The following is an 18,439-nucleotide window of genomic DNA, read 5'->3' on the forward strand; positions in this document are numbered from 1 at the left end:
CAAGAAAAAAATGAAGGCAAAGCGTCTTGCAAGCATAGCGGCATCGATCCTGGCGTCCGTCCTTGCGACCGGGCTTTCCCCCGCCGCGGCTGAAGAGCTGCCCGTGCCGACCAATCAGAATTCGGTCATTATCAGCATTGAACACCCAGTCACAGATACCGCCGAGATCGCTTACATCAAGAACAATATTCCCTGGGGGCTCTATACCAAACTCAGCTTCTCGCGGACGGTGCTGGTTCCTCATCTTGCATGGCAAAGCGACTGGAACGAGGCCGACTCGGGAATCCAGTCCTTTAAAACCCAATTGGACCAGCTTCTGGCCGCCGCGGAAAACGCCGGGATTTTCCTCCATCCCGTCATCTGCTCGGGCCTGGCCCGAATCCTTTGGGTCTATCGCGACGCCAAGATCGAGGATATTCGGAACGCACAGTGGTACAACGACAACAAGATGGCCTCGGACGATCAGGTCCTCGATTCCCAGTTCATGGACACCCGCGTTTATGGGACGCTGTCGAGATATGCCCGCAAGATGCGCCGCAATCTTGAGGCCAAGGCAAAGGCGACGCTGAATTTCATCAAAAAACGTTTGGATGAAAAACCCCACGTCTTTGCGATCACCAGCGGCTGGGGCGAGGTCGAACTCAATTCCGGCCGCCTTGAGCCTTCCTCCTCCCTTCAGAACTGGTTTTGCGATTATTCTCCGTTCGCCGTGCTGGAGTTCCGCGACTGGATCCGCCACACGGGGATGTACGACGACGACGCCGGCCTCTATGCGGGGCAGGGCTGGGCGGCCGGCGGACCGCGTTACCAGGGAGTGAACGGGCTGGCTCAATTCAACGCGGACTTCGGGACGGCGTTCAGCACCTGGGATTTGAAGTATTTCCACTGGAGCCTCGACGACGACTGGGATGAGGATCCGACGGACGACGTCAACAACGATCCCGGCCGCATCCCATACGCGGACTATATTCATGGGGGCATGATGCCGACATCGGGGCCGCACGTCATTGCGGGAGGCTTCGATCCGCCCCGGACCATGGCGCCCGGTACGCCCTTCTATGACCTGTGGCATCTTTTTCGTGAGACCCTGGTCCGGAACTTCGTTCTGGACATGGCCCGCTGGAGTCATGCGGCGGGGATCGCTCCGAGCCGCTGGTACTCCCATCAAATTCCGGCCGACTACCTCTTCGGGACCAGCCCTTCGACGGCGAAAACCGCCCGCTACTACTCGTCGGCGTCCCCGCTTTCGACGTCGGACATCCGTCCCTTCGGGACACCGGGCGCGACGATCTACGACGTCAAGTTCCCGCCCGAGATTTATCCGCCCATATTCGCTCGGACGAGCAAGCATGCCCTGTCCGCCATGGCGGACTTGTCCCCCGATTGGGCGATCCTGGAGTACGACGCTGAGACCTATCCCCGGGATTTCACGGTCGAACAAAGCAGCGTCGAAGACATTCTTGAGCAATACCTCCGGGTGTACGGTTACAATCCCCATATCATCAATTTCTGGCGTTGGAACGATGCCACGGGAGAACACCGGATCAAGGGAATGAACAAGGAGGAGGCTCTCCGCCGGTTCATACTCAAAATCCGCGACAAGGCCCGCCGGAGCCTTGATACGGTCTTCACCCCGCCAAAAGTCCCCGATATATCGGGCGGATATCTCGTCGAAACGGGCAAGATTCGCGTTCAGACCAGCGGGCGGATTTGGGCGGGACGGACATGGACATGGGACGAGTGGGGGGATTTCCTGCATTTGGAAATTCACCGCGGGACGGCCCCCGGATTTACCGTCGGCTCCGGAAGCCTCGTCGGTACGACGGACGGATTTCACCATGATGACGGAACGGCGGATGACGGAAATGCCTATTACTATCGCATGAGGGCGGTCAACATCGCGGGACAGACCGGCCCGGTGTCCGAAGAGATCATGCTTGTTCCGACGGCCGACCCGGTTGCGGTCCTTGACGTGAACCGTTCGAGACTTTTCTACGGCGCCGAGCAGGGAGGTGTCGCGACCTCGGCGCAGGATCTCGTCATTCGCAATATCGGAGACGCGGGGACGGCGCTGAACTGGACGGCGGATCCGGATGTCTTCTGGATATCCGTCAATCCGCCGTCGGGAACGGGGGGCGCCGTCGCAAAAATAGCGGTCCATCCTTCCGGGCTTGCGGAGGGAACCTATTACGGCAACGTCCGGATAGAAGCTCCGGGCGCCCTGAACTCGCCCCGGCTTATTGAAGTTCGGATCCGGGTCTACGCGCCGGGAACGACGTCGGCGCCTTTTGGGAAATTCGAGACGCCGGAAACGGGGGCGACGGTTGTGGGGGCGGTGCCGGTGACGGGTTGGGCTCTTGACGACGTGGAGGTGGCGGGAGTCGACATCAAGCGGGAGCCGCATCCGTCGGACAATCCCGCGGCGATCGGACCGGACGGACTGGTTCTGCTCGGCCGCGGGCTGTTCATCGAGGGGGCGCGTCCGGATGTGGAGAAGGCCTATCCGGGACGTCCTCTGAACTACAGGGCGGGCTGGGGGTTCATGGTCTTGACGAACTGCCTGCCGAACCAGGGCAACGATACGTTCGTGCTCCACGCGATCGCCCGGGACAGGGAAGGGAACGCGACGCACCTGGGGCAAAAAACGATCACGGGGGCGAACGCGGGCTCGGCGCTTCCGTTCGGGACGATCGACACGCCGGCGCAGGGGGGCGTTGTGTCCGGGAGTGCGTACCGGAACTGGGCGTGGACGCTGACGCCGCAGCCGAACATGATTCCGCTCGACGGATCGACGCTGCGGGTGTGGGTGAACGGTCAAGCCTTGGGGAGACCGAATTACGGCTATTATCGTTCGGACATCGCGACGCTGTTTCCGGATTACAGGAACACGGATAACGCGGTGGGGTATTTCGAGCTGGACACGACGCGGTATGAAAACGGTCTACACACGATAAATTGGAGCGTTGCCGACGATGCGGGGAATGCGACGGCGATCGGATCGCGGTTCTTCCGGGTGCAGAACCTCGCCGGTTCGGCGGAGCAGGAGGCTGCGACAATGACGGCCCTTTCCGATCCGTTGCAGCCGCGAAGAGACTTCACGATGAGGCCGGGGTCTCCGACGACTCCGGAGGAGGCGATGAGCCTTCCGGCGCGCATGTCTTTCGTTTATGTCGGGCGGGGGTATACGGGAAGAGGGGCGGAGGAAGCCGCGGCGCCGGATCATCGGGGCGTCGTTCGGCTGGCCATGCGTGAGATCGATCGGATCGAGATCATGTTGGGCGACCCGATGGCTTCCGAGCCCCGCGGCGATATCCATGCGGGCTTTCTTATGGTCGGCGATGAGTTGCGGTCGCTGCCCGCCGGATCGAGACTCGATCCGCGAACGGGGGACTTCACCTGGCAATTGGGCCCGGGCTTCCTCGGCGAATACGCGCTCGTCTTCATCCGGGATGACGGCCGCGGCGGGTGGGAAAGATCCGTTGTCGAAATCACGGTGGCGCCGAGGTATTGATTTTCCGTTCCGGAGAAAGGGCTATGAGAAAAGAGGGGCATGATGAAAAGATCCGGGCCCGGATCGAGCGGTTGACCTGGTATCACACGATCGACCTGGGAGACGGCCTGATCACTCCCGGAATCTTCGATCACCGGCCCTATCTGGCCGAATATGGAATTCCGGCGGATCTCAAAGGGATGACCGTTCTGGATATCGGCGCCGCTTCGGGATTCTTTTCTTTTGAAATGGAGCGACGCGGCGGCGCCGTCACCGCGACCGATCTTCCGAAGATGCAGGATCACGATTTCGGACCGCTCCATCGAGCCGCTCGTGAGGATGGAGAGGACGACAGCTACATCCACAGGCCCTTTCTGCTGGCCCGGGAACTCCTGGGGTCCTCCGTCGAACGGCGCGAGATGAACGTCTACGATATGACCCCGGAGGCGTTGGGAACCTTTGATCTCGTGTTCTGCGGCAGCGTTCTCCTTCACCTCTCGGATCCGGTCCGGGCTCTGTGGAAGATCCGGACCGTCACCCGCCGAACGGCGATCATCGCCACGGTCATTCATCCCCTGCCCACCAGGGAACCCGCCGCCGTTTTTCACGGGAACAGAAGCGGCGATGTCTGGTGGCTGCCGAACCGGAGCGGCTTCGAAGCCATGGTGCAGAGCGCCGGGTCCGCCGGTTGGGAATGGTTTTCGGAGTTTCGTCTGGATTATCGCGACGGCCGGGTGGGCCATCCCCATGGGGTCATCCGGGCTTGGAATTCGACCGAACGCCCCGCAGATCTTCCCCCGCCTCCCAAGGCTCCTCCATCCTCCGGTCCATTGACCCGGGCTCTTCGCCGGCTCAAATCCGGCCTCGGCCGATGCTGAGTCTCCCGAGGAAATCATCTTCAGGGGTGATGAGCGCTCTTGCGGTCTCGTGTACAATATGAGCCCAGAGTGACAAAATGTCGAGGTCTGTTTTTGCAGCTGTCCTTATCGGCGCCGTAGCCTTCGCCTCCGCCCAGGCCCAGGTCACGTCCGTCACGGCGCCGTCGGTCCGGGACGACGTCCGGGCCTGCGCCGATTACGCCGAGGAAGTCCTCCTCGACCGCTGGGATATGAACGAACGCACGGACCTCGGCTGGGCGATCTTCAACGTCGACGAACAGCCGAAATCCTTCCTGACGGACATCTCTTTCGAGAACGGGCTGTTTTCCGCCCGCTCGATTTACACACCCAACAGCCATGAGGACTACTCCGACGCCAAAGTCACCATCCTTGACACGGCTTATCCGGGCTCGGCCAAGTTGGGCAAAACAGGCTGGAATTATCCCATTGACGCATCGAAATACACCCGCCTCGCCCTCCGGATGTATCTTCATCCCATCGACGACGGTCCTTGGGGTCAGATCTTCTGGGCGAAGCAGACGATCTACCAGGGGGTGACGACGTCAAATTCCTTCATGACCTATGGCGGCTGGTATCACTACATCATCGACATTCCCGCCCTCGGAACAGCCGTGGAAAACGGCGGCCCCTGGAGCGGCGATGTCCACTACCTCCGTTTGGATCCCGTCATCAGGAAAGACAAAAACATCAAGATCGACTGGATCCGGCTCGTCCAACACGATCCGGCGCTCGAAAGGACCATCACCTGGACGGGAAGCGGTTTTGTCGATATCTATCTTGACGACGACGCCGACCCCGCAAACGGCAATCTGGGCCTTCTGGCCAAAAGAGTTTCCGGGGGGAGCCACACGTTTCTTGCGGGGGCGCTCGCCGGAGGCGATTACCATGTTGCGATCGCACCCCACGGAACGCAGGATTACGTTTATGCTCCCGGATTCTACCGCGTCAACGCGGTCCCCGTCCTCCAATTCACCAGACCTTCGGCCGAGGGCAGCGATGAAGACTTCGTCACGGTTCATTTCAACGATCCGTGGGACATGATGAATCCCGAGGATGTCGAGTATGCGCTCAACCTGCGCAACCCGCAGTTTACGACCCTCAACTATGAGGACATGGCCGGCCGGTCTTACACAAACCGAAGCGTGTTTCTGGCCGAGGCTGAGCCGGTTCCCGCTCCCGGCTGGGGCGATCCCTTGGTCTACTTCCTCCACTACAACCATCGGGGAGGCACCGTATTCATCGATACAAGCCGGTATTTCAATCTGACTTTCAAAATGGGCATCGAAGGCGCTCATAGTACGAACACCGGATCCATTGCCAGGGTGATTTGGAAAAGAAACGATGAAGATGTCCCGAATGTCAGCAAGGACATTCCCATTCGCCACCTCGCCGGCCGTTGGATCATGAATAAAGTCGTCTGCGATTTGAGAACCCTGCCGATTGAATACAATTCCGAAGGCCAGTTATCGCAATCCGGCTGGACGGGATTCCTGGAAAATTTCCGCATCGATCCCCACGAATTCCGCGACGGGAGACGGTTCTTCTTCGACGAAGTCCGGCTGACGACGGACTGGAGGGCCGATGCGTCCTTCCTTATCGAGTGGACGTTGTGTCGGCCCGGTCCTCCGGCCCGGGTGTCGCTCTATTACGATACGGATGATTCAGGCTATGACGGAACGCTCATTGTGGGCCATTTGGACTCGCCGTCCGGGATCGGGAGCTTTCACTGGGACACGTCATCCGTCCCGGATGGGACGTACTGGGTCTATGCCGTCGTTACGGACGACATCAACACCAACAGAGCTTACGCAGGCGGGCCGATCCACATCCGCCAAGGCGCGGGGAGAACGATCAACCTGTCGAGGGACCTGACCTATTTGGGAGCCGTCGAGAACGGTGTTTCCACCAGCCAAGATACGGTTTTTGTGAGCGAGGCGGACGGGAAGATTCTGAGCTGGGAGGCGGTTTCCGTCAACGGCTTGGTCACGGTGACCCCGTCGAGCGGCACGGGGGATGATGAGATCCAAATCCGCATGGCCACGACCAACCTCAGCCCGGGAACCTATGCGGACAGAATTCGGATATCGGATCCGGGCGCCTTGAATTCGCCCCGGTTTGTCGGGGTTCGGATCCGGGTCTACGCGCCGGGGACGACGTCACCGCCCTTCGGGAGGTTTGAAACCCCGATTTCGGGGTCGACGGTCGTGGGGGCGGTGCCGGTGACGGGTTGGGCTCTTGACGACGTGGAGGTGGTGGGAGTCGACATCAAGCGGGAGCCGCATCCGTCGGACAATCCCGCGGCGATCGGAACGGACGGACTGGTTATGCTCGGCCGCGGGGTGTTTATCGAGGGGGCGCGGCCGGATGTGGAGAAGGCCTATCCGGGACGTCCTCTGAACTACAGGGCGGGCTGGGGGTTCATGGTCTTGACGAACTACCTGCCGAACCAGGGCAACGGGACATTCGTGCTCCACGCGATCGCCCGGGACAGGGAAGGGAACGCGACGCACCTGGGGCAAACGACGATCACGGGGGCCAACGCCGGCTCCGCGCTTCCGTTCGGGACGATCGATACACCGGCGCAGGGTGGCGTTGTATCAGGGAGTGCGTACCGGAACTGGGCGTGGGCGCTGACGCCGCAGCCTAACATGATTCCGCTCGACGGATCGACACTGCGGGTGTGGGTGAACGGTCAGGCCTTGGGGAGACCGAATTACGGCTATTATCGTTCGGACATTGCGACGCTGTTTCCGGATTACAAAAACACGGACAACGCGGTGGGGTATTTCGAACTGGACACGACGCGGTATGAAAACGGTCTTCACACGATAAATTGGAGCGTTGCCGACGACGCGGGGAATGCGACGGCGATCGGATCGAGATTCTTCCGGGTGCAGAATAAGACAGGCGCAGCGGAAAAGGAATTTGAATCCTCGGGGATGGCGGCCGGAAAGGCTTGGGGTAGCCCGAGGCCCCGATCTTTGACGATCGATGGAATCATGAGGCTCCCTCTGCGATTTGATGCCGTGGGGGTGAAGACCGGGTATTCGGAGAATGTTGCGGCGGAGGCCGCGGCGCCCGATCAACGGGGGATCGTCCGGCTGGCGGTGCACGAGGTCGATCGGATCGAGATCGCACTCGGAGACGGAGCTGCGGCCGAGCCGGGTGTTCCGGTTTCTGAAACGCCGCCTTTGACCGTTTTGCCTGTTTCCCGGAATCATGGTCGACCCCTGGACACCGGGGTTGCGCATACGGGTTTCCTTGTGGTCGGTGATGAGTTGCGGACTCTGCCCATTGGATCAAGACTCGATCCGCGGACGGGGCTCTTTACCTGGCAATTGGGTCCTGGCTTCCTCGGCGAATATACGCTGGTTTTCCTGAGAGACCACAACAACGGCCTGAACGACAGAATCACCGTCAAGATCACGGTCGTTCCGAGGTCGGGCTCATCTTGACGCGCCGGCGAATCTTCCCTAGACTGGATTTGTGAAATAAAATGACTGGACGTTTCGGATTCCGGGGGATCCCGGTTTGGGGGATTCTCGCGACCGCCTTGTTTCTCGGCTATTTTGCTGCCTGCTCCCGAGGCTCCGGTGAGCCTCCATCCGTCATCCTGATCTCCATCGACACGGCCCGCGTCGATCGCCTCGGCCTCTACGGCAACCCGCGCCCAACCTCGCCTTACCTGGACGCCATCGGGCGGCGGGGTCTTGTTTTCGACCAGGCGGTCACCGTCACGGAAAACACCCTGATTTCCCATGCCTCCCTTTTCACAGGATTATTCCCGGCGGCCCATGGGACGACATATGAAGACGGAGGAGTCCCCCTGAATTCGGCCTATGTCACGCTCGCCGAGGATTTCCTCGAATCAGGGCTTTATCAAACCGCGGGGTTTGCGGCCCACGGCACCTGGCTGTGTGAAAAATTCGGCATGGACCAGGGTTTCCAGGTTTTTCAAACCGGTTTCCGGTCAGCCGATGTGGTGATCGAGGAAGCGGAGACCTGGTTGAAGGATCGCCGGGATCCGGACAAGCCTTTTTTTCTTTTCATTCATCTTTTCGATCCCCACTCCGATTTCGATGGCCGGCCCTACCAGGCCCCGGAACCCTTCCACGGCCGCTGGACTTCGGGCTATCAGGGGCGCTTTACGGACTGGGAGGAACGCACCCCGAACGGGAGCCTGTTTCTTGTCGCGGTGACGGAGGGACGAATCCGGATTACACCTGAGGAAGCCGAGCACTTCCGCGACCAATATGATGAGGGGTTGGCTTACACGGACGACCGTCTGGGCCGATTCCTGGAGAAACACGGGAGGGACGAAAATCTCTTCGTCGTGATCACTTCGGATCATGGAGAGGAATTTCTCGAACACGGTTATATGCTGCATTCTTCGCTCTATGATCCGGTTGTCCGGATTCCCTTGATCATCGTCCCGCCGCCGCATCTTGAAAGAAGGTACGGGGTGCCCCGCCGCCTCCGGGAGCAGGTCCGTATCGTCGATCTGAGACCCACGATTTTGGACATGGCCGGCCTGCCTCCCCCCGAAGCCTGCCAGGGGGTCAGTCTCAATTCATGGCTGACCGGACGGGATAAGATCTGTCCGGCGGGCCCCGCACCCTTTTATCACACGGCCGTCCGCTGGGACGGCTTCAAGCTTTACGAAACACGACAGGGCCCGGCCCTTTTCGATTTGACCGCCGACCCCGGAGAACAGGTCAATCTCCATGGTCTGCCGGAACATCAGGTAAGAATCGACCGGATGAACGCTTTTCTCCGTAGGCAGGTCAAGCAGGACCTCGAGGTCCGCGCGGTTTTTAGGGATTCCTCAAGGGATCCGCAATCTCCGATGGACGCCCGGGATCTGGACCGGTTGCGGAGCCTCGGCTATATCAAATAAGGAAACCGGGGGAGGGGCCGGAAGGCGCGGAAAGAAAGGCGCCGTCGTCACCGGAGATAGCCGAGGGAACGAAGCCGTTCTTTCTCCTCGGCCGACATTTCCCTGACGAGTTTTTCCGTGTTCTTCTCGAAGCTTTCCTGAAAGGCGCGGGCCTCGGCAATCATCTCTTGAAATTCCTGACGGGAGGCGAGATTTGTCATTTCGCCGGGATCCCGGGCCAGATGATAGACCTCGACGTGTTCGCCCCGGAGAATGATCTTGATGTCGTCCCTGATCAGCGCGTAGTGGACCTGTCGGCCCATGCCGTCGGCATAGATCGTGCGGTGTTCCCAGGGTTTCGAGGTCTGCGGCGTCATCGACATGTCGTCCAGGTCTTTTAACAAGGACCGCCCGTGAAGTGTGGAGGCCGGTTCGTCGCCCAGCCAGTCCATGATGGTGGGGAAAATATCGAGCAACTGGATGCGGTGCCCGTAGATGCCGGACCGGATGTTCTTTCCTTTCATCATGAGGGGGATTCGAAGCACCTCGTCATAGACATCCGGACCGCCGTGGATCCATGATCCGTGCTCGAAAAACCGCTCACCGCGACCGTATAGCTCATCATGGATTGTCTTGAAATGTCGAGAAGACATGAGAACGGCGTCGCGGTAGACATTCACAAGCGTCGTCAACTCTTCGTCCGTCGGGTCTTTGAGAGTGGGGCTGTGGGGAGTTTCCGTGAAATGTCGGAAAAGCCGCTCCAGGATTTCCGGAGAGGCCCCCTTTGAAAACACCCTGTCTTCGAGAGGCGTATCGTAGGGAACATGGGGTTCCATGGTGTGGAAGAAGGCGAGATTTTTGCGTTTTCAAGCGGATTCCAGCAGAAATAGATCTGGTCGAATCCCCGGGAAGCATTGGACAGGTCCAGCCAAGGGTTGTTGATGAATGCGACCGTCATGTAACCCTTGCGCTTGAAATATTCGGCGAGGAGTGTCTCTTTATTGCTGATGAAGGGGTTGTCCGCGGGTTTCTCGACCAGGGTGAACTTGTATTTCCCGGTGAAAAGGGAGGGGAGAGAGTCCGCCGTCGCCGTCGCGTTGGCATAGGCGTTTGAAAAAACCGCTCCGGCGTTGAACTCTTCAAAAAGCGGGGTTTGGATGCCGCCCATATCCGCCCGCAAAGCATCGATCAGGTAGAGAACGACGTTTCTCCGTTCTTTCCAGGGATGGTAGACGCTCATGTTTCCGAGGAAGCCGACCTGTCCGGATTCGCCGGTCACCCGGATGGTCATAACCAGCGGCCCCGCCGCACGGGCGGAGGGGATCACTTCCCGGAAATGTTCAATATCGGAACCCGCCTTGCCGGAGACAAGGACGTCCTCATTGATGCGGATTTCGAAACCGACATCGCGACCGTCCACGCTTCCCAGGTAACCGTCGATAACAACGGGTTCCTCCTCCCTTTCGGGGTTGGGGACAAGGGTGTAAGTGGCTTCGGTTCCGGCCGGGAAGAACACGGACTTCAGACGACGCCGATCTGCGCCGCCGTACCGGTGGTAGTCCAGGACGGGTGCGGTCCTGGTGAAATACACGTTCGGGGAGAGCAGCCGGACGCCGTTCAATCTCAATGTGACGGCCCGCCGGTCCTGTTCCGCTCCCGCAATTTTGATCGTCAGGCGGCCCATCGGGAGGGGATACAGGCCGAATCGCTGGGTTAGGTTGAGAGTCATGATCCGGTCGGCTTTCCCGGTTCCGCCGGGCGAAAAAAACTCGTGGACGAAAATACCCACTCCCCCCTGCAGATCGGTGGCTTCCTCCCGGCCTTTTGGAGTCATGAAAACCTTGATGTCGAGATCATCGCGGGAGTCCAGGTCCAACTCCAGAAGATTCAGTTTACGGGATGTCATGAGATCGTTGTCGAGGGCCAATTGGAGGACGATGTCTTCTCCTGAGATTTTCAGGGTCCCGCGCCGCTGTTTCGCCGAACCCTGTTTCACCTCGATCGCCGGAAGCGGCAATTCGTATATTTCGTGGACAAGGCGGTGCTCGATGCGGATCTTGTCGAAATTTCCAAAAAAATCGTCAAGAAACAGAATGTTATCCAGATGATTCGACTGGCCGGTCTTTTTCGGAATGTTGATGATTTCGGATGCCGCACGCCAGCTCGTGAAGTCTTCCCCGTCGGCTTTGTCCGTTCGGCAACCCGGAAGAACCGTGAGGCATATGATGAACAGGAAAAGAATCGATTTCATAAATTTAAATTATCATACTTGAATGTCCCGTAATCGTCAATTTTTCGCTTTGGCTGCTGGATGTTGTTGATAATAATAGAAATAGTAAAAATTCTGCGGAAAAACAGCGCTTTTAATGTGTAAACGTATAAATATCAACAACATCCAGCAGCCAAAGCAGCGGGAAAAGGGGGTGCTTGAGTCGGTGGGGGGTTCTGATGTAAGATAACCTGGATTTGCGGCCCGAGGGCCGCCTCCGGAGCTCCCATGACCAAAGCCAAACCGATGTCCCCGACAATCGATATGCCGAAGCACTTCGAACATCAGATCCACGAAACGGCCGTCACCGCCCGCTGGGAGACCGCCGACGCTTTCGCCGCCGTTCCCGACGACCGCGCCGACCGCTATGTCATCATGATGCCGCTTCCGAATGTCACCGGCGCCCTCCACATGGGCCACGCCATGGACAACGTCATGCAGGATCTCCTGACCCGCTGGCGGCGGATGTCCGGCGCCAACACCCTCTGGATGCCGGGCACGGACCACGCCGGAATCGCCACGCAGGCCGTCGTCGAAAAACGCCTCTTCGAACTCGAGGGCAAAACGCGCCTGGACATCGGCCGCGAGGCGCTTATCGACAAAATTTGGGCCTGGAAGGACGAATACCAGCAGCGCATCATCCGCCAGCAGAAAAGCATGGGCTGCTCCTGCGACTGGCTCCGTCAGCGCTTCACCATGGACGCCGTCTGCGCCCGGGCCGTGCGCGAGGCCTTTTTCCGCCTCTTCCGCGACGGGCTCGTCTTCCGCGGCGACCGCCTCGTCAACTGGGATTGCCTCCTGCGGACAGCCGTCTCCGACGACGAGATCGTCCACGAGACGGTCCAGGGGCACTTCTGGCATATCCGCTACCCCGTGATCGATCCGCTCCCCGGCGAGCCCGCCCACATCACCGTGGCCACGACCCGGCCCGAGACCATGCTGGGCGACACGGCCGTCGCCTGCCACCCCGAACCCGCATCCGCTCTCGACGAAGCCGCCGCCTCGCTCCGCGCCCGCATCGCCGCCGCCCCGAAAAAAGAAAAACCCCAGCTCGAACGCGAACTCGAGGAGGTCGAGTCCCGCCGCACGTCGCATCTGCCTTTTCTCCTCAAGCTCCGGGACATGGCTCGTGCCGGCCGCAAGGTCCTTCTGCCCCTCCTCGACCGGGAGATCCCGCTCATCCTCGACGCCTGGGCGCGCCCCGAACTCGGCTCGGGCTGCGTCAAGATCACGCCGGGCCACGATCCCAACGACTACGACGTCTGGAGCCGTCACAAAGACGAAATCGCCATCATCAACATCCTGAATCCCGACGGCACGCTGAACGCCGCGGCCGGCCCCTACGCCGGACTCGACCGCATGGATGCCCGGACCCGGGTTGTCTCCGACCTCGAGTCCCGCGGCCTCCTCGAATCCGTCGAGGACCGGGCTGTCGAAATCGGCCACTCCGACCGCTCCAAGACGCCCATCGAGCCCTATCTCTCCAAACAATGGTTTGTCCGCATGGGCGACGTTCCCGGCGGCGTGGCTCTCGGCTCCGGAACCTCGAAACCGTTCCGCTCCCCCGGCCTGGCCCAGGCGGCCATGGACGCCGTCCGCCGCGATTGGGCCTCCCCCTCCGGGTTGAGACTGACCTTCCACCCCGACCACGAGCGCTACGGCGGGACATACACAAGCTGGCTGGCCGAAAAACGCGACTGGTGCATCAGCCGCCAGCTCTGGTGGGGACACCGCATCCCGATCTGGAGCGGGAACTTCGACGCCGCGGGTGCCGCATCCGCCGCCTCAGTCCTCCCTCTCTCCGGCGACGACCGCCTCCACGCCTGGATCGCCGACGCCGAAGGCGGCCTGCGCTCTCCCGGCGAATTCGATATCGCCCGCCCCGCCGCCGCCGATCCCGCCGCCCGCTTCGATCTTCTCGTCTGCCTCCGCGACGAGACGGCCGAAGCCGAACTCGCCCCGCGCCTCGAAGCCGCCGGCCTCGTCCAGGATCCCGACGTCCTCGACACCTGGTTCAGCTCCGCCCTCTGGCCGTTCAGCACGCTCGGCTGGCCCGATCCGGCCACCGCCGCCGTCGATCCCGGCCAGAGGCCGCTCGGCCCCGCCGCCCCCGGCCTTCCCGATGCCCTGGCCTATTACTACCCCGGATCCTGCCTCGTCACCGGGCGCGACATTATCACGCTCTGGGTGGCCCGCATGGTCGTCATGGGCCTCTACCTTCTGGGCGACGTGCCCTTCACCGACAGCTTCATCCACGCCACCATCCAGGACGGAAAAGGCGAGCGCATGAGCAAGAGCAAGGGCAACGGCATCGATCCCCAGGACATCATCGAAAAATACGGCGCCGACGCCATGCGTTACGTCCTCTGCGAAATGCAGACCGGAACCCAGGACATCCGCCTGCCCGTCCAGGCCGTCTCGCCCTACACGGGGGAGATCGTCGAACTGGCCGAAGCCCGGCACGGCCGCACTGTCTTCACCTACATCTGCCCGAAAACCGGCAAGGAATTCGACGTTCTCGGCACCATGCCCGATCTGCCTCTGGCCAAGGTCATCAGCGAGCGCTTCGAGGTCGGCCGGGCCTTCTGCACGAAGCTCTGGAACGCGGCCCGCTTCGCTCTCTCCAACCTCGAGGCGGCCGGCCGAACCGCCGATCCGTCCGCCGCCGCTCCCGCCGCATCCCCCCGCCTCGAATCCGAGGACCGCTGGATCCTGTCGCGGCTCTCCCGGACCATCTCACGGGTCACCGCCCATCTGGCCGATTACAATCCCTCCGCCGCAATCGGCACGGCCCGGGAATTTTTCTGGTCCGACCTCTGCGACCGCTACCTCGAATACGTCAAGCCCCGCTTCAAGGATCCCGAACGCGCTCCCGCCGCCGGGATCGTCCTGGCGCACGCCCTTGACCGCGTCCTCCGCCTCTTTCATCCCGTCGTGCCTTTTATCACCGAGGTCATCTGGGAGCGTCTGAACGCCGTGAGGCCGTATCGGGGCCTGGAGACGCCCGAGGCCGTGCCGGAGCTTCTCATCACGGCCGCCTGGCCCGGCCCGGACCCCTGCCTCGAAGACCCTGCTGTCGAAGCCGATTTCGATACGGTCCAGGATGTCATCCGGGCCGTCCGCGATCTCCGCGCCCTTCACAGCATCCCTCCCTCCCGAAAACTCGAGGCCTTCATCAAAGCCGTCCCCGGCCCGGCCCGCATCCTTTCGGAATTGAAGGACATTCTGGCGCACATGGCCGGACTTTCGAAAATCGAGATCGGCTCCGAGGTCGTCCGGCCGCCCGGATCCGTTGTCCAGGTTCTCGGCGACATGGAAATCTATCTGCCGGGCCTGGTCGATCCGGCCAAGGAGACCGCCCGGCTGAAAGCTCAACTCTCCAAACTCGAAGCCGACCGGGCCAAGGCCGAAGCCAAGCTGGCCAAACCGGACTTTCTCGAGCGGGCGCCCGCGGCCGTCGTCGAATCCGAAAGAAAAAAGCTCGAAGAGCTCTCCGCCCAAATCCGGCTGGTGCAGGACAATCTCCGCGATTTGTAGGCGGCGGCACTGAAATAAGGTGTTGAGCCGGGCCGCCCTGTGAGATAAGATGTTTTCTCCTGTGAAGAGAAAGACCTTTGGAGCCGTTGACTTCGTGAAAATCGCCGCCGCCTCCGTTTTTGTCCTGGCCCATATATGGCTGGTTTTTTTCAAAGCCTGGGACACCCTGGAAATCAATTCCCGGCCCAATGCCGTGCCCTCGCCTCACATCATGGGCGGGACAGAAATCGGGCAGACATTTGTTGCGCCTTCCGACGGGCTGTCCCGCATCGATGTCATGTTTGGAACCTACGGCCGAGACAATAATGAGGACGTTTTTTTCAAGTTGTGGGAAGGCCGACAGGGACAAAAGCCCGTTGCGGAAATCGTCTTCAACGCCTCCGACGTGCTCAATAACCTGTTCACACCCATCGCTTTTGATCCTGTCGCGGGATCGGGCGGGAGACACTATATCTTCATCCTGTCCTCGCCGGATTCGACTCTTGACAACGCCCTGAGCGTCTGGATGAACACCGCGGATGTCTATCCCGGGGGACGGGCCATCCTCAACGGCCGGCCTTTGACCGGAGACTTGACCTTCCGGACCTATTCCCGCAAAACGCCGGCCGGAGCCTGGGGCCGCATTCTTGCCCAAGTTACCGGTTTGCCCGGATCCGGGTCCGCGGTCCTGCTCGCCGCCGCGTTTGTTCTCTTCGAAGCCGTTCAGATCGCCTTTCTTCTCGCGCTTGTCGGAAACTTGAAAAACCGGCGTTTTCGGTCGGGGTTCGATCCGGAGGGTGCCCGTGCCTGACATCCTGGTCATCAGCGACGACGTCGCCGGCGCCCGGATGGCCGGCCCCGGCATCCGGGCCTGGGAACTCGCCCGGCGCCTGGCCGCGGATTTCCGGACGACGCTGGCCGTTCCCGAATATTCTCCCGGCACGCCCGGCGGGGAACCGGGCGGCGGCGCGTTGCCGTTTGAATTGATGCGGTATGCCGTCGGCCGCCCGGCCGCGCTGAGGGATGCGGCGCGAAACAGCCGGATCGTGCTCATCCAGGGATATGTGCTTTCCAAGTTTCCGTTCCTCAAGGACATTCCGGCTTTTCTCGTCTGCGATCTCTATGTGCCCTTCCCCCTGGAAAATCTGTTCGTCCACCGCCGCGGTTCCATGTCGCCCCGGCAACGGGAGGCCGTCCATCTTCACGATTTGAGCGTCTTCAACGACCAGATCGTGCACGGGGATCATTTCCTCTGCGCCAATGAGCGGCAAAGGGATCTCATTCTGGGCGCCCTGATGGCGCTCGACCGGATCGATCCCCGGGCCGTGGAGGATTCCCCCGCGCTCGACGGTTTGGTCAACGTCGTGCCCTTCGGGATCGAGGAGTCGGAGGCGCCGTCTCAACCCGCCGAAAAGCCCGCGCTGCGGGGCGTCGTGCCCGGAATCGGACGGGAGGACATCGTCTTTCTCTGGGGGGGGGTTCTCTGCAATTGGTTCGATCCCCTGACCCTGATCCGGGCCGTGGAACGGGCGGCCGGGAAAAACCCCGCGATCAAACTGGTTTTTCTGTCCACCGGTCACCCCAATCCTCTTCTGGCCGATTTTGAGGCGGCCTCGGATGCCGTCGCCCTTTCGGACGAGCTGGGTCTGACCGGCCGGCATGTGTTCTTCAATCGGGATTGGGTCGATTACGCCCGGCGCGGGGCGTTTTTCCGGGACGCCGACGTCGGAGTCTCCGTCCATGACCTCCATATCGAGACGCGCTTTGCTTTCCGCACGCGTGTTCTGGACTACCTCAAGTTCGACCTTCCGATCCTCTGCACGGAGGGGGATGTCCTGGCCGACCTCGTCCGGGAGAGGCGTCTCGGGCGGGTTGTGCCCTGCGGAGACGTCGAGGGGTTGGCCGGAGCGATGTTGGAACTTGCGGGAGGAGACGGTGTGAGGCGGGAATTCCGGGAGAATATCGCCGGCGTCCGGCCGGAGTTCACCTGGACGAAAACCGCCGCGCCGCTCGTCGACGTCTGCCGCGGCGTTTTTGACGGGCGGTTCGTCAAGCGCTCCAAGCCAAGCCGGCGGACGTTGTCCGCGGTTGCGGCCGGGCGCAATCCCGGCTCCGTCGAAAGGGCGGTCCACGGCCGGCTGTGGTACCTGTCCCAGAAATTGCCGATCGGCGTTCGAGCCGGAATCCGCAGAATTCTGACAGGCGTGGGGCGGCGGCCATGAAAATCGTCATCATCGGCACCCGGGGCGTCCCCGCCCGCTACGGCGGATTCGAGACCTGCGTCGAGGAAATCGGCCGGAGATTGGCCGCCAGGGGCCATGAAATCTGGGTTTACGGCCGTTCGGGCTATTACCGGCGTCAAATCCGGGAATACCTCGGCATGAATGTCATCACCCTTCCCGAGATGCGGGTCAAAACACTGGAGACTCTGGGGCATTCTTTCCTCTCGCTGGCTTTCAGTCTGCGCCGGTCGTTCGACATCTATCTCATCTTCAACACGGCCAACAGCATCTTCCTGCCCATGCCGCGCATCCTGAAAAAAAACGTGGTCCTGCATACCGACGGTTTAGAATGGAAGCGCGGCAAATGGGGCGCCGTCGGCCGCCTGTATCATCGCCTGGCCGAGCGGCTGGCGACGCGGTTCGATATCCCGCTGGTCACGGATTCCGAAGCCATCCGGAATTATTATCGCGAGGCCTACGGCCGGGATTCCCATTACATCTCTTATGGAGGCGACCTGGAACACAGCCGCGAGCCCGGCCTGCTGGACCGCTTCGGCATCCGCCCCGGCGGCTACTTCCTCCAGATCACGCGCTTCGAACCCGAAAACAATCCCCATCTCACGGTCGAGGCCTTCCGGAAATTGAATACGGGCAAAAAGCTCGTTCTCATCGGCGGGACGACCTACCGCGGCCGGTATGCCCGGGAGATGCGAAAACACGGCAACGAGCGAATCGTTTTGCCCGGGTTCGTCTATGACCGGAATATCCTGAGAGAATTGCTCTGCAACTGCCATGCCTATATCCACGGCAACGAAGTCGGAGGAACCAATCCGGCCCTGCTCCAGGCCATGGGGGCCGGAGCTTTCGTCGTGGCCCGCGACGTGCCCTTCAACAGGGAGGTTCTCCGGGATGAGGGACTGTATTTTCGCAAGAATGCCGCCGACCTGTTCCGGAAGATGGCCTGGACCCTGGAGAATCCGGACAAAATGGCCGGAATGAAAGACAGGACGCGGGCTATCATCCGTGAACGTTACGACTGGGACAAGGTCACCCTGACCTATGAAAACCTTTTCAAGAGCCTTCACCGAGATTGAAGGCGGAAGATTCCGGCGGAAGCCGGGCGCTTAGAATCCCGATGACGTCACTGGAACGCGCGGTCTGTCCCCT

The 18,439-nt window shown here is 60.9% G+C and carries 10 protein-coding genes; 8 read left to right on the forward strand and 2 right to left on the reverse strand.

Translation table 11 applies throughout. The features are described from left to right. Positions 1-10: 10 nt before the first annotated feature. From SCM96_05415 to SCM96_05430, 4 genes are all read left to right on the forward strand, one after another. The gene (locus SCM96_05415; protein ID MDW7760061.1) at positions 11-3,511 is read left to right on the forward strand and encodes a hypothetical protein; all 3,501 of its coding nucleotides are present in this window, start codon (positions 11-13) and stop codon (positions 3,509-3,511) included. Positions 3,512-3,534: 23 nt separating this feature from the next. Further along, entirely contained in the window at positions 3,535-4,368 is an 834-nt protein-coding gene (locus SCM96_05420; protein ID MDW7760062.1) for a class I SAM-dependent methyltransferase, read from the forward strand. 77 nt (positions 4,369-4,445) lie between these two features. Beyond that, entirely contained in the window at positions 4,446-7,844 is a 3,399-nt protein-coding gene (locus SCM96_05425; protein MDW7760063.1) for a hypothetical protein, read from the forward strand. Positions 7,845-7,885: 41 nt separating this feature from the next. Further along, entirely contained in the window at positions 7,886-9,286 is a 1,401-nt protein-coding gene (locus tag SCM96_05430) for a sulfatase (protein MDW7760064.1), read from the forward strand. Between the two features lie 47 nt (positions 9,287-9,333). On the opposite strand, the gene SCM96_05435 is transcribed toward SCM96_05430, so the two are convergent. After that, positions 9,334-9,957, reverse strand: a complete 624-nt coding sequence (locus SCM96_05435; GenBank protein MDW7760065.1) for a hypothetical protein — start codon at positions 9,955-9,957, stop codon at positions 9,334-9,336. Beyond that, positions 9,954-11,516, reverse strand: coding sequence for a sulfatase-like hydrolase/transferase (locus SCM96_05440; GenBank protein ID MDW7760066.1), 1,563 nt, complete (start codon positions 11,514-11,516; stop codon positions 9,954-9,956). The genes SCM96_05435 and SCM96_05440 overlap by 4 nt, the downstream gene beginning before the upstream one ends. 246 nt (positions 11,517-11,762) lie before the next feature. Between SCM96_05440 and SCM96_05445 the strand changes: the two genes are divergently transcribed. The 4 genes from SCM96_05445 (at position 11,763) to SCM96_05460 (ending at position 18,366) form a co-directional block, all read left to right on the forward strand. Continuing rightward, complete coding sequence (locus SCM96_05445) at positions 11,763-15,071, forward strand: valine--tRNA ligase (GenBank protein MDW7760067.1); 3,309 nt, start codon at positions 11,763-11,765, stop codon at positions 15,069-15,071. A gap of 61 nt (positions 15,072-15,132) precedes the next feature. Beyond that, the gene (locus SCM96_05450; GenBank protein ID MDW7760068.1) at positions 15,133-15,861 is read left to right on the forward strand and encodes a hypothetical protein; all 729 of its coding nucleotides are present in this window, start codon (positions 15,133-15,135) and stop codon (positions 15,859-15,861) included. Then, complete coding sequence (locus SCM96_05455; protein ID MDW7760069.1) at positions 15,854-17,272, forward strand: glycosyltransferase family 4 protein; 1,419 nt, start codon at positions 15,854-15,856, stop codon at positions 17,270-17,272. Before SCM96_05450 ends, SCM96_05455 begins: the two co-directional genes overlap by 8 nt. Then, positions 17,269-18,366 (forward strand): DUF1972 domain-containing protein, encoded by a 1,098-nt coding sequence (locus tag SCM96_05460; protein ID MDW7760070.1) that lies wholly within the window; start codon positions 17,269-17,271, stop codon positions 18,364-18,366. The genes SCM96_05455 and SCM96_05460 overlap by 4 nt, the downstream gene beginning before the upstream one ends. Positions 18,367-18,439: the final 73 nt, after the last annotated feature.

Source organism: Acidobacteriota bacterium (assembly GCA_033549365.1).
Classification (GTDB): Bacteria; Acidobacteriota; Aminicenantia; order Aminicenantales; family Saccharicenantaceae; genus JAWSUF01.

What these genes read in the sequence shown, in the direction of transcription:
- SCM96_05415 (MDW7760061.1), top strand. Translation starts at nt 11, where the DNA reads ATGAAGGCAAAGCGTCTTGCAAGCATAGCGGCATCGATCCTGGCGTCC.
- SCM96_05420 (MDW7760062.1), top strand. Translation starts at nt 3,535, where the DNA reads ATGAGAAAAGAGGGGCATGATGAAAAGATCCGGGCCCGGATCGAGCGG.
- SCM96_05425 (MDW7760063.1), top strand. Translation starts at nt 4,446, where the DNA reads ATGTCGAGGTCTGTTTTTGCAGCTGTCCTTATCGGCGCCGTAGCCTTC.
- SCM96_05430 (MDW7760064.1), top strand. Translation starts at nt 7,886, where the DNA reads ATGACTGGACGTTTCGGATTCCGGGGGATCCCGGTTTGGGGGATTCTC.
- SCM96_05440 (MDW7760066.1), bottom strand. Translation starts at nt 11,516, where the DNA reads ATGAAATCGATTCTTTTCCTGTTCATCATATGCCTCACGGTTCTTCCG.
- SCM96_05445 (MDW7760067.1), top strand. Translation starts at nt 11,763, where the DNA reads ATGACCAAAGCCAAACCGATGTCCCCGACAATCGATATGCCGAAGCAC.
- SCM96_05460 (MDW7760070.1), top strand. Translation starts at nt 17,269, where the DNA reads ATGAAAATCGTCATCATCGGCACCCGGGGCGTCCCCGCCCGCTACGGC.